This is a genomic window from Olivibacter sp. EAT-5, assembly GCF_044784325.1.
GTDB lineage: Bacteria > Bacteroidota > Bacteroidia > Sphingobacteriales > Sphingobacteriaceae > Olivibacter > Olivibacter oleidegradans.
Genome location: NZ_CP173028.1, coordinates 2,742,424 through 2,755,926, shown reverse-complemented (window position 1 = coordinate 2,755,926; position 13,503 = coordinate 2,742,424). Strand labels below are relative to the sequence as shown.

The window sequence follows — 13,503 nt, the reverse complement described above, 5'->3', positions numbered from 1 at the left end:
TGATTTGATTATTTATTTTAGGCATGCACAGTACCTACAGGCATTATTTGCTAGAACAAAACTTGCTCCTGCGGGTATCTATATTTTTTAAACGTTGTCTCTTTTATCAATGCAACCAACAAGGTAAGTGCACCAACCCGACCAACAAACATACTGGCCGCTAGAACCATTTTCCCGCCGTTACTGAGTTTCGGTGTGACGCCCAGACTCAACCCGGTAGTACCATAAGCAGAAAAACACTCAAATGCCAGCGATTGGAAGCTTTTATCGCCGTCAGTAAGCGATATAAAGAAGAAAGCTAGTCCGATCCCCATGAAGGACAGAAAAACTACGGCGGATGCTCTTTTAAGTGAGTCGGTTGATATTTCCCGCTTAAACACTTCTACCCGATCCTTACCTCTCACCAAACTAACCACATTCAATACAATAATGGCAAAGGTTGTGGTCTTAATTCCACCACCGGTAGAGGCAGGAGAAGCACCAATCCACATGAGCAACATCATGATTACCACCGTGGGCATTCCAAGATTTTCCATGGGTACACTATTGAATCCGGCGGAGCGCGGACTTGCCCCCATAAGAAAAGAGGTGGTCAATTTTCCTGCCAGGCTCTTATGTTCGGCTAATGTGTGGTGATATTCTAACAGCATATAACTGAGCGTACCAAAAATAAGTAATATAACGGATGTCCAGGCAATCAGTCGTGAATTGAAACTTATTATCCAGGCTTTATACGTAAAAGGTTTAGCGTAAACAACCCGCATGAAAATATTGATTACCCAACGTTTAATGAAAGCAAAACTGTTGAACATAATACCAAAGCCAAGCCCTCCAAAGATGAATAAGAAAGATGTCACCCAAATTAATGGATAATGAAATCGTAGCTCTTCATGATTCAGGCCGCCTGGGATAATAGAAAATCCCGCATTGCAAAAGGAGGACACTGCATGAAATATCGAAAAAAACAAGTGATTGACACCGAGCTTATTGGCAACATCCGCAGTATAGAAGTAAATCAGAATTGCTCCGAGAGCTTCAACGGAGAATGTTATAAGAATGATCTTCAGCAAGGTATTAATTACGGAACCCAGCTTTTTTTCACTCAGTAACTCCGTATACATCAGTTGATTTTTATACGAAAAACTGCCGGAAAAAAAATAGCCGAAGAAACCGGTAAAAGTCATGATTCCCAGGCCGCCAAGTTGTACAAGTATCAACAATACCCCCTGTCCGAACATGGAAAATTTTGCAGATATATCCACTACGGAAAGCCCTGTAATGCAAACTGCGCTTGTCGCCATAAATAGCGCATCTACAAAACTAAGTGACGCACCAACCGTTACTTTGGGCAATAAGAGCAGGGCTGTTCCTAACAACACTAAGAAAAGAAAACTAATTACAAATAACAAGGTAGGGTTGAAATAAAAGCGATCAAAAAACAAGCTATTTTTTGAAATTTCAACCAATAGAACAGCGAATATTCCGACAAAAAGCCATTCACCCTGCCGAAATAAGGCCTCTGCTGAAACCGGACCGAAAGTTCGTTCAGCGACTATAAACCAGCAATAGAGGCCCAAAAGTAGGTCGGTATACTGAAAGCCGGCTTTTTGATACTTAAAAAAGAAGCGAAGAATTGCTTTTAGCAATAGAAGGAGGGCAAATCCATAAAAAATAGCCTTAATGGTTACGCTTAAGAACGAGGCTACCTGAGGATCCGAATTATAACCAACATGAACAAGAATAAATAAAGAACCTATTAAACTCACGTATAGCATGAATAAATCCGTATACTTTAGTCCTTTTATCAGCTTCTCTTCTTCTAAAAATTTCATTGACCTTGTCGGTTTATTTGTAAACAAACTTAACGTTTCCAAACACATTTCACGAAAAATTGTCCCAGTTTCTCTTTTTTGCTTTTTCTGAAACCATATTTTTTTCGCTTTTTAATTTGAATTTCAATAATATGCTTCTACTTTTAGCATATTTAATAGATTTCTAATCCATAAATTAATTAATCATGCAAGATTTATCAATTGAAAATGTAGGTCAAATTGAAAAGCATTGGGACAAGTTTATTGATTCGGTCGTTGCTCATGCACCGGGGTTTATTTCCGCAATCATATCAGCCATTCTGATACTGTTAATAGGCTTATGGATCATTAAATTACTCAGCCGATTTATCGAAAAGATATTCGAAAAACAGCACATCGATGTTTCAATCAGGCGCTTTTTGGGCAACTTGATCAACTGGGTGTTGAAAATCATGCTGTTTATTGTGGTAGTTACCCAGCTCGGTGTGCAGACATCCACTTTTGTAGCTATTATAGGTGCGGCAGGTTTAGCGATAGGCTTAGCACTACAAGGGTCATTAGCGAATTTCGCGGGCGGTGTATTAATACTAACATTAAAACCTTTTAGAGTTGGCGACTTTATATCCACTGCCAGCGGAATTTCGGGTACCGTACAGATTATAGATATTTTTAATACCCGGTTAAACACACCACAAAATCAGGTTATCGTCATACCAAACGGTGAATTATCGAATAGCAGTATTACTAATTATAGTGGAATGCCAACACGACGTACGTGGTTTGATATTGGAGTTGGTTACGGTAGCGACTTGAAAAAGGCCAAAGAGGTTTTGCTTACCGTAATTAAGAACAATGAATTCGCTTATGATGAACCGGCGCCTCAAGTGGTGGTGACAGCGCTTGGCGATAGCGCCATCAATTTGTCCATAAGGGTCACCACTTCAAATGAAAACTTCTGGACGATGCATGAACAATTAATTATCGACTGTAAGGAAGCACTGGATGCCGCTGGTGTCGAAATTCCCTTTCCCCAGCGCGATGTCCATTTGATAAATAAAGATACTTAAGGGTTTTACTACCTATGAGGGTGTCAAAACGATGCGGTTTCAGGCACCCTCCTAAAATAAAAGATAATTATTATTTTAGAAGCGCTTCCGAAAAAGAAATGAAGCTTTTATATGGACATTTATAAACTAATTGAAAAATTTAATATATCGTCGGAGCGCGAGGAATATGGTTTAATTCATGAAACTGTAGAAAAAGGCATTTACTTCAAGGGAACAAATCTTTGGATTCTGATCTTTGCCATCGTTATCGCCTGTGTGGGACTGAATGTCAACTCAACGGCCGTAATTATCGGCGCCATGTTGATTTCTCCGCTGATGGGACCTATTCTCGGAATGGGATACAGTTTGGCTACCTATGACTTTAAGTTATTCCGAAAAGCCCTTGCAAATTTCGGCTTCGCGGTTGGTGCCAGTCTTGCCACTTCCACCTTGTACTTTTTGCTAACCCCGCTGAGTGAAGCTCACTCTGAATTACTTGCACGTACACAGCCAAATATCTACGACGTTATCATTGCTATGGTAGGTGGTTTAGCAGGTATCGTCGCCCTTTCCAGTAAACAAAAAGGCAATGTGATTCCGGGGGCGGCGATCGCGACGGCCTTGATGCCTCCACTGTGCACAGCAGGTTATGGTTTATCGACCGCCAATTGGTCATACTTTTTTGGAGCCTTTTACTTATTTACTATAAACACAGTCTTCATTGCAGCGGCAACCTTGGTAACTGTCCGCTTTCTGAAATATCCAATCTGGCATCAAACCGAGGAAGGCCTTAAGCAACGCGCGAACATGTGGGTGAGTATTATCGTCACAATAACCATGATACCGAGTATATACTTCGGCTACGTACTTGTCAAACGGGAGCGGTTTAAACAAGAAGCGACTCGTTTTATAAAAAACGAAACGTACATCGAAGGAGATTACCTCTTGAAGTCGGATATCGATCCTTTGCAGAAGATTATCCATTTAACTTATGGCGGAAAGCTCATACCCGAACCCACCAAGAAAAAGTTACAGGAAAAATTAAAGAACTATACCTTGATGGATGCACAAATCACTATTCAACAGGGTTTTTCCTTTGCCGATGCGGATAATGATTTGCTTGAGCTAACCCAGCAACAGGCAGAAATAAACCGACTACGCTCCGAATTGTCACTCAATCTAAAGCGCCAAGATAGCATACAGCAGCGTAGCCTTTTAGGACAGCAACTTTTAAAGGAGTTGAAGCCTTTATTTCCGGAAGTGCAGGCATGTGCTACAGCAGAGCAAGTTTTCTACAACGATTCGCTGAAAATGCAACGCTATCATTCGTTAACACTTCAAAGTAGGGATATCAAAAAAACGTTTGCAAACAAAGAACGTATTACGACATGGTTCCAACATCGCTTGCAACTAGACTCTATTCGGGTGTACATCGAAAGAGCCTTATAGCGGCTCGTAAAAATACGGCTCATGCCAATAATTCATCAAAATGAATAGGCAGCCTATTGATGCGCTTGCCCGTAGCGTGGAATATTGCGTTTGCAATCGCCGCGGGCATGGCGACTAAGCCGATCTCGCCAACTCCCTTCGTGCCTAACTCATTAATCAGCTCATCTTTTTCATCCGCAAATATAACTTCCAATTGGTGAATGTCCGCATGGGTGGGAATATGGTATTCGGCCAGATTAGGGTTAACATATTTACCGAGATTTTCGTCGATAACAGACTCTTCGTGAAGTGCTTTACTAATGCCCCATACCATCGATCCACTTATTTGGTTGCGTGCCGTTTTTGGATTGATAATTTTACCGGCCGCTACAGCGGTAACGGCACGAGTAACTACAATCGTTTTTAAGTCTTTGTCTACCTCCACTTCTACAAAGGATGCGCTATGCGTCATTTTACTATATTTTCGCAGCTTCAACAAGTGAGGCTTTCCCATTTTGGTGGTTTTGATAACCTGTCCCTTATTAGCCGCAACAATCGCCTGGAAACTGACATGCACAGACGGATCGTTCCGCAGTGAGATACTTCCATCTTTAAAGGTTATATCTTTTTCAGCAACGCCAACCAGCGGTGACTCAGGCATCTCCTTTGCTTTTTTCAGCAGTTTTTCCTTAAGGGCCTTCGCAGCCATAACGATCGCCACACCGGTAGAACTGGTCATCGACGAACCACCTTGAAACATGGAAAAAGGCTTTTTGCTGTCTCCATACCCGAAAATCACGTCTTCAATAGGCAATCCCAATTCATCTGCGGCAATCTGGGTCATCACCGTAAACGTTCCGGTTCCAATATCGGTAACCGCATTATTTATCTTCAATTTTCCTTCTTTTGTTATCATAGCCTGCACGCGCGACGGAAACTGATAAGCGTCCCACACACCCGTTGCCATACCATAGCCAACCAGCTTATTACCACGTTTCATGCTGCCCGGCTCGGGGTTACGCTCGCTCCAGCCGAACTTGCTTGCCGCCTGTTGGTAACATTCCCTGAGTGCTTTGCTAGTGAAGGGCTTTCCGGTTGATGGATCGACCTCTGCATAATTACGCAGCCTTAATTCAAGCGGATCGATGCCTAATTTGTATGCCAACTGATCCATTGTGCATTCGATGGCATGCATAGCGGTTACACCGCCCGGTGCCCGCATATCGATAGGTGTAGATAGATCAAGGGGTACCACCTTGTATTCAAACCGTGTGTTGGCTATCGGATAGAGGCGATGGCTCCAAGAAGAAATAACTTCGGTGTAATCTTCATAGGAAGACGTTTCCACAAAAGCCGCGTGACGGGCCGCCATCAACCTTCCATTTTCGTCGGTAGCGAACTGCAGTCGCTGCATATTTTGTGGCCGATGCGCCAAGGTGAACATCTGATGGCGATCCAGCACAACCCGGACATTGCGTTTAAGATAAAGAGCCGCCATTACCGATAAAAAAAGCTGATATTGAGGTCGCAGGCCCGAACCGAAGGCTCCGCCCACATAGGGTGCCAATACACGCACGTCCTTATAGCGAAGACCGAAGACATTGGCTACGAAAAACTGATTGTTGATGGTACCTTGCGTTTTATCATAAATAGTCAGTTTGCCATCGCCTTCAAACACGGTTGTGGTTGCGAAAAGCTCCATCGGGTTGTGATGTTCGATGCCGTGCTGATATTCAGCATCAACTTTAATCAGTGCTGCATCATAAACCTTTTCAAAGTCACCCGTAGGCGCCGGTGGCGGTGGTTTCAACGCCGTAGCGATTCCTTTTTTGGCCGCTCGTGCTGCACCCAAATTGGCCTCAACAGAGGTCACGAATGATTCCTCTTCATAATTCAGTTGAACGAGCGTTGCCCCATAGCGGGCCATCTCAAAATCTTCCGCCACAACCAATGCCACGGGCTGGCCGTTAAACCGTATTTTATCGTCGCATAATGGTTTGAAAACCGTACCGGGAGGCGCATCCATATCGGCATATTGCAGGTCGAACCAAGCAAGGCTTGGCCGGTTCTCGTGCGTCAATACCTCCACCACACCCGGCAACGCTTTTGCTGCGCTGGTGTCAATACGAATAATTTTGCCTTTGGCAATCGTACTACTGACTACGTATCCATACAGTAATCCCGGCACCTTGTAATCCGCTGCATATTCGGCAGCACCGGTCACTTTCTGCCTTCCTTCCAAGCGGCTAAGCGGTTGTCCTACGCTGGGTTTCATTGCCATAATCTTGCCTATTAAATCAAAGTGAAGGTTTTGCACCCGGTCGCTGTGACTCAGGTTCCACGGCCATCATACCATTACGGATGATCGCCCGTTTGGCTAATTCTATTTTAAAGCTATTGTGTTCGTATCCTTTGGCGCCCCGTAAAATAACAGCTGCTGCTTCAGCGAAATTTTCAGGTGTCGCTGCCTTGCCTTTTAGCGACTCTTCGGCTTCGGCAACCCTCCAGGGTTTATGCGCAACACCGCCTAAAGCGATCCGCGCGTCCTTAATCACATCACCATCCAGTTCAAGCCCGGTTGCCACAGACACGAGGGCAAACGCATACGATTGCCGGTCGCGCAGTTTCAAGTAGGAATAATTTTGCTCAAATCCCTTTGGAGGTAAATCTATCGAAGTAATCAACTCGCCATGCTGCAAATTATTATCAAGGTCAGGCTGATCACCGGGTAATCGGTGAAAGTCGGCAAACGGAATACGCCTTTCGCCATTTGGGCCGGTTACGTTCACAACCGCCGCGAGAGCTGCCAAACCTACGCACATATCCGAAGGAAAAACGGCGATACAGTGCTCACTTGCTCCCAAAATGGCATGTATGCGATTATATCCGTTGATCGCAGCACAACCGGAACCCGGAACCCGCTTATTGCACGGCGCATTGGCATCGTAAAAATAATAGCAGCGTGTTCGCTGCAACAAATTACCACCATCGGTCGCCATGTTACGTATCTGCGCAGAAGCCCCGGCAAGGATCGCTTTAGAAAGCAAAGGGTATCGCGACTCAATCAAAGGATGATAAGCCGTATCGGCATTAGTAACCAATGCCCCTAATCTCATGCCACCGTCCACCGTTTTGGTGATCGCGCTACAATCCGGCAAGTGATTAATATCGACCAACAGCTCGGGGTGCCTCAGGTTATATTTCCAAATATCAATGAGATTAGTGCCGCCGGCAATAAAAGCGGCGTGGGTATTGGCGTTAACGGCACGTACGGCATCATCCGCATTTTCAGCTCGCAAAAAAGCAAAGTTATTCATACAGGCCTCCGTCCTTTACTTCCATAATAGCATCGATGATGCCAACATTGGCGCCACAGCGACAAAGATTTCCGCTCATCAGCTCCTGCACCTCTTCCCGCGTCTTTGCCTTTCCTTCTTTCAGCAAACCAATTGCACTGCATATTTGTCCGGGGGTACAGTAGCCGCACTGAAAAGCGTCATGTTCAATAAATGCTTGCTGCATTGGATGAAGTTGCGTATCACCGGCAATGCCTTCTATTGTTAAGATCTCAGCGCCATCTTTTAACACAGCCAACGTCAGACAGCTTAGGATGCGTTTGCCATCACAAAGAACGGTGCAGGCACCACATTGCCCATGGTCGCAGCCTTTTTTTGTCCCCGTGAGGGTTAGGTGTTCGCGCAGGGCGTCCAAGAGACTTACCCAGGGCAATACCTGCAATTTATACTCTTCCCCATTGACCCTTAAGCGAACCGTTTGCAGTCCGTTGAATTGCTCTTTATTTTCCATTGGATTCGATTCTAACCAAAACCTATGCTCCCTGAAAGCACGTCATTTGCTATCCATTGAACAATTTGCCTTTGCGATAGTTTCGGATAATTTGCAGAACCGTAGAAAATCGATATGTTGGTTACTAGGTGTGCTGGCTCTGTTGCTACCCAAAATGAAACTTCCCGGACAACTACTTGCGAGAACAGGAAAATTTCTTTAAGTTTGGTTATATTTGACTTGACGAAACCAATATAGCCTACCATAAGCATTTTTTGAGGGTGTTAAAATAGCAAGTGTCATGAAAGCACGCCCTACTGATGAATTTTCTGTCGATCGCTTCCGTAAGGGGGACGAATCTGCTTTTGATTATCTGTTCAGGCAGTTATACGGTCCGCTATGTACCTTCGCCGAAGGAATCGTCGGTGATGAATATATTGCTGAAGAACTCGCACAGGCTGCTTTTATCAAATTATGGAAAAAACGGAGCGGATTTGCTTCGCTATTAAAAATAAAAGCCTTTCTGTATATCGTGATAAAAAATGACGCCTTCAATCACCTCAAAAAAGAAAAAAGCAGGCTCAAAATAGAACAGCAGCTTTCCCAAAAACTGCCCTTCTCGGAACAGGACATTACCGATCGCATCATTTATACGGAGATGATGCTTATCTTGGACCGCGCAATTTCCGATCTACCGGAACGATGCAAAAAGGTAATTGAATTGAGTTACCACGATGAAAAATCATCCAAAGAAATAGCCGAGGCAATGGGTGTATCTGTCAGCACTGTTGACAATCAACGGGCACGGGGCATTCAATTGCTGAAGAAATCACTTGCAAAGGTTGGCTTACTCTCTTTTCTCCCTATTTTATTGGCCTAACCAAAAATATCGTTTTGCTTTTAGAGATTTTTCCATTGGCGTTGTTTTTATATAAAAACGTTGAGCAACCCTAATGTTTCAAAATCTGAATGTGAAAAACATAGAAAAGACGATCGAAATGGCAGCTTTGCTGCACCGGTACCACCAACAGCAATTGAATGAGACCGAACGGCAGAAACTGTCCGAATGGCTTGAAGCCAGTCCCGAAAACCGTGCCCAATTTAAAAGAGTGCTGAGGGAATTGAAAGGCGAGCACAGATTCATTGGATCGAAATACGATCTCCGTGTTGAGGCAGCACTCGATCGGGTTAAAGGGAAATTAAATAAAAGTGCCGGACAGTCGTATAAGCGCTATCTGCCTTACGCTGCTGCCGTTGCACTCATTATACTTTCCACAATCATCTATCAAACAAATTATGGCGCTGTGGAGATACTGACCGCAAAAGCGGAAACCAAGAAGCTTTATCTGGCCGATGGTACGCAAATCGTTCTCGAACCGGACAGTAAATTGAGTTACCACAGATCATTCGGAAAGTCTAACCGAAGGGTGACGCTGGAAGGCGGGGCCTATTTCAGGGTGGCAAAAAATGAACGACATCCCTTCGTTGTGTCCGGCGAGACCGTTAAAGTAGATGTGCTGGGGACCTCCTTTCGGTTAAAAAATTATACCGGCGATGAAGAGGCCAGGGTACTGGTGACTTCCGGCAAGGTTAGAGTGAAGGCCACACTGCGATCCGCTCCGGCCGCTGTGCTGGAATATGGTGAAGAATTGGTGTACAACAAACATGAAAAGCTGAAGAAGAAGAAATACGACAAAAAGGAGATAGCGAAGATTGATGCCGGCATTACGGTGTATGAAGGTGAAAGCCTTAAAAAGATCATCCGGGATCTGGAACGGAGTTACGGTGTCCGGATCGATTGCGCGCAGGAGCTGCAAGAGCGCCTCTTCTTCGGCGATTTGAATACTACCGGAAAACTATCTTTCTTTCTGGATAAACTGGCAATGACCGTACATGCCACATGGAAAAAAACGGGCGATAATCAATATAGCATTCAACAAATTAAATAGTGTACATATGATCTGATGAAAAGATAAAATGACAATCGCCTGCTTAGAGCAGACGATTGATCCTAGACAATAAATCAACGGGAGAAACCTTTCACCTTTTGCTCCCGCGAATATGCTAAACTTAACCATAAATGTATGAATAACTATCTATACCGACAAATACAAGGATGGAGGCTGGTAGCGTGGATGTTCCTGCTAATCTTTTTTCAGCCGCTGCTGTCCTTCGCCAACCACAATGCCGATCCACTTCTGAACAAACGAATATCCGTTAACCTGCATAATGCTTCGCTCAAGGAAGCGCTGGACTTATTATCGGAGAAGACCGGGATTGCCTTTGTGTACAGTGATCTGTTCAGCAACCGGACCGAACGTGTAAACATCAATGCGAAAAATATTTCTGTGCGGGAAGTGCTCGATAAAATGATCAACGCAAGTCTATTTTCTTACACCGTCATGGGAAAAGAAGTAGTCATCAATGCCAAAACTAAACAACAGCAGATCCGTGGCCTGGTAACTGACCAGACAAAAGCACCCCTGCCCGGGGTTTCTGTCCGGATTAAGGGAACAAATCAAGGCACCAGTACCAACGAGGATGGTCGTTACGGCCTCACCGCTCCGGCGGACGCGACATTGGTATTTTCCTTTACGGGTTATGTGAAACAGGAAATCCCCATCAGTGGAAGGAACGTGATTGATATCCAGTTGAATGAAGACAACAATGAACTGAATGAGGTGGTAGTGACCGCCCTGGGAGTCCGTAAGGAGCGAAAAGCGTTGGGATACGCGGTTACAGAGGTAAAGGGTGAAGAGATAACCACGGCAAGAGAAAATAACTTCGTGAATTCGCTTGCAGGAAAAGTAGCTGGCTTGGACATAGGAGCTACCTCGGGTGGCGTTGGTGCCGCCAGCAACGTAATTATACGGGGTGTATCCAGTATCGGCCAGGGCAATCAGCCGCTGTATGTTATCAACGGTGTACCGATGGAAAGCAAGCCCGTCGGTCGGTTCAATACGAATCCGAACGGTAATTCGGGAAGTCAGTGGGACAACGCGCCGGATATGGGTGATGCGATCTCCAATCTGAACCCCGACGATATTGAAACCATATCGGTGCTTAAGGGCGCAGCAGCTTCCGCTTTATACGGCTACCGTGCCAAAGCGGGTGTCATTATGATTACAACCAAAAGCGGCAAAGGAAACAGCATTGATTTCAGCTCCAATTATGTGGCCGAACAGGTCATGAACATGACCGATTGGCAATATGTATATGGGCAGGGTTCAAATAATGCCAAGCCGATCGATCAGGCGGGCGCAGCCCAAGTAGGAGGTTCCAGTTGGGGCGCACGTCTAGACGGAAGTCAGGTAGTGCAGTTCGATGGAGTCGAAAGGCCTTATGTGGCCCAGCGCGACAACCTCAAGAACTTTTACCGTACCGGCGGGAGCTGGACCAATACACTGGCTTTGAACAAAAGCTTTGATTTCGGGACGGTCAGACTTTCGGGAAGCAACTTGGATAACCGCTCGGTTGTGCCTAACTCGGGCATGGATCGGCAGACCTTCAACTTTAGCGGTGTATTCGATCCGATCAAAAACCTGAAAATTGATGCACGGGTCAATTATATCATGGAAGATGTGCAAAACAGGCCTTATCTATCAGACGGGGCAGGAAATGCCAATTACAATGTAACCTTCCTTCCAACCAGCGTTAATGTGACGGATCTCAAACCTTGGGTGAACGCGGATGGAACAGAACGCGCTTACAATGCAGGCAACACCTTTGCAACCAACCCATGGTTTGCCGCCTATGAATTCCGGAACAATACCAAGCGCGAACGTACCATCGGTTCCATTACGGCGCGATATGATTTCGATAGCGGTTATTTTATTCAGGGCCGTGTGGGACGGGATAACTACTCCAACAAATACACCAATGTGGTACCGAGCGGAACTGCCTATAGGCCCTTGGGTTCAATGACCGAGCAGATCACGCTTTTCTCCGATCTGAACGCCGATTTTCTGGCGGGAGGGTCCTTCTCTGTGGATGATTTTGTCATCACACCCGCCGTTGGTGCCGCCTTTCGGCGAACGAAAAGCGAACTCTCCATTCAGAATGGACAGGATTTTTCCGTTGCCGGCTTGTATAATATTCTGAATACCGTAAATAAAACCGTAGGCTTTGTGCCGAGCGATCAGGAAACGCAATCCGTTTACGGAAATGTCGAGTTTTCCTACAGAGATATGCTCTATCTTACCGGTTCCTTGCGCAGCGATTGGTTCTCTACACTGGCAACACCGGGCATTGACAATAAATTGAATACCGTCTACCCCTCGGTAAATGCTTCCTTTGTGTTCTCGGAGCTGTGGCAACCGAGCTTCCTTTCCTTTGGCAAAGTGCGGTTGGGCTACGCTACAGTTGGACAGGCAACGGACCCTTACAGAACCCAGTTGATGTACAATTTCCTTAGCGAAACGCTCAACGGAAAACCATTGGGTAATATTATCAACACCGCCATACCCAATTCGGGCTTAAAAGCTTCCTCCGCATCTGAATTAGAATTCGGTGCAGAACTCAGCTTATTCGATAGCCGGCTGAATGTGGATGTATCCTATTACAACAAGCAGTCCAAGGACGAGATCGTCGACGTCACCACGTCAACCACAACGGGCTATCAAGGTGCCGTACTGAACGTAGGCGAGATGGAAAATAAAGGTGTTGAACTTTTGTTAACGGGACATGTATTCCGCAATCCGGATGGATTCAACTGGACCACCAGCTTTAACGGCACCTTGAACAACAACAAAATAAAATCCCTGGCCGAAGGCACTACCGTGCAGCCCGTGGCCACCTCCCGGTCAAACGTCGGTTTCCTCCAGCATCGCGAGGGTTTGCCAGCTTTTCAGATTATGGCCTTTGACTTCAGTTATGACGAAAACGGAAATATCATGTACTTACCGAACGGGGCACCCGTACGGGGTGAATTGAAGCCTTACGGTTCAGCCATGCATAAATGGATGTTGGGATGGAATAATGAGTTCCGGTACAAAAATCTAAATTTTTCCTTCCTGATTGATAGCAAGTGGGGAGGTAAGATCTTTTCGGCCACCGATTACTATGGGTATATCTTCGGTCTGCATCAGGCCACATTGGAAAACAGAGAAGGCAGCTTTGGTGAAAGCGGGGTGGAAGCATCGGAATATTACAGTCAGTATGCCAATAATGTATCGAAACAGTTCGTGCAGGACGCCAGTTTTATCAAGTTGCGCCAGATCGTCATCGGTTATACCTTTCCTTCTGCTATGTTCAATAACAAGATCAAATCCTTGAACATCAGCGCGGTGGCGCGCAACCCGTTTATTTTGATGAGGCGAACGGATAACATCGACCCCGAAGCGAGTTACAATGCCAGTATACCGGGCTTGGAGTTGGGTGGAGTGCCGCCTGTAAGAACCTTCGGACTTAACTTAAGTGCTAGATTCTAAATC

At 45.4% G+C, this 13,503-nt stretch carries 9 protein-coding genes; 5 read left to right on the top strand and 4 right to left on the bottom strand.

Annotated elements, in window-relative coordinates; genetic code table 11:
* Positions 1–50: 50 nt before the first annotated feature.
* Positions 51–1,832 carry a TrkH family potassium uptake protein gene (locus ACH11B_RS11265; protein WP_377612750.1) on the bottom strand — a complete coding sequence of 594 codons (1,782 nt, stop codon included), beginning with the start codon at positions 1,830–1,832 and terminating at the stop codon, positions 51–53.
* A 185-nt stretch (positions 1,833–2,017) separates the two neighbouring features.
* Here ACH11B_RS11265 and ACH11B_RS11260 point away from each other — a divergent pair, with 185 nt between their 5' ends.
* Both ACH11B_RS11260 and ACH11B_RS11255 read left to right on the top strand, forming a co-directional pair.
* Positions 2,018–2,878 carry a mechanosensitive ion channel family protein gene (locus tag ACH11B_RS11260; protein ID WP_377612752.1) on the top strand — a complete coding sequence of 287 codons (861 nt, stop codon included), beginning with the start codon at positions 2,018–2,020 and terminating at the stop codon, positions 2,876–2,878.
* A 111-nt stretch (positions 2,879–2,989) separates the two neighbouring features.
* Positions 2,990–4,306: a DUF389 domain-containing protein gene (locus tag ACH11B_RS11255; protein ID WP_377612754.1), complete on the top strand. Its 1,317-nt coding sequence runs from the start codon at positions 2,990–2,992 to the stop codon at positions 4,304–4,306.
* Between the two features lie 19 nt (positions 4,307–4,325).
* Here the strand turns inward: ACH11B_RS11255 and ACH11B_RS11250 are convergent, their stop codons facing one another.
* The 3 genes from ACH11B_RS11250 to ACH11B_RS11240 are packed head-to-tail and all read right to left on the bottom strand — an operon-like array spanning position 4,326 to position 8,092.
* A complete protein-coding gene (locus tag ACH11B_RS11250) occupies positions 4,326–6,566 on the bottom strand; it encodes a xanthine dehydrogenase family protein molybdopterin-binding subunit (RefSeq protein WP_377612756.1) in 2,241 nt (746 codons plus the stop codon).
* Positions 6,567–6,582: 16 nt separating this feature from the next.
* Positions 6,583–7,602, bottom strand: a complete 1,020-nt coding sequence (locus ACH11B_RS11245; RefSeq protein WP_377612758.1) for an FAD binding domain-containing protein — start codon at positions 7,600–7,602, stop codon at positions 6,583–6,585.
* Complete coding sequence (locus ACH11B_RS11240; protein WP_130856311.1) at positions 7,595–8,092, bottom strand: (2Fe-2S)-binding protein; 498 nt, start codon at positions 8,090–8,092, stop codon at positions 7,595–7,597. The genes ACH11B_RS11245 and ACH11B_RS11240 overlap by 8 nt, the downstream gene beginning before the upstream one ends.
* A 280-nt stretch (positions 8,093–8,372) precedes the next feature.
* Here ACH11B_RS11240 and ACH11B_RS11235 point away from each other — a divergent pair, with 280 nt between their 5' ends.
* The 3 genes from ACH11B_RS11235 (at position 8,373) to ACH11B_RS11225 (ending at position 13,500) form a co-directional block, all read left to right on the top strand.
* Positions 8,373–8,951 carry an RNA polymerase sigma-70 factor gene (locus ACH11B_RS11235; RefSeq protein WP_377612760.1) on the top strand — a complete coding sequence of 193 codons (579 nt, stop codon included), beginning with the start codon at positions 8,373–8,375 and terminating at the stop codon, positions 8,949–8,951.
* Between the two features lie 91 nt (positions 8,952–9,042).
* On the top strand, positions 9,043–10,020 hold the full coding sequence (locus ACH11B_RS11230; protein WP_377612762.1) for a FecR family protein: 978 nt from the start codon (positions 9,043–9,045) through the stop codon (positions 10,018–10,020).
* 135 nt (positions 10,021–10,155) lie between these two features.
* Entirely contained in the window at positions 10,156–13,500 is a 3,345-nt protein-coding gene (locus ACH11B_RS11225) for a SusC/RagA family TonB-linked outer membrane protein (RefSeq protein ID WP_377612764.1), read from the top strand.
* Positions 13,501–13,503: the final 3 nt, after the last annotated feature.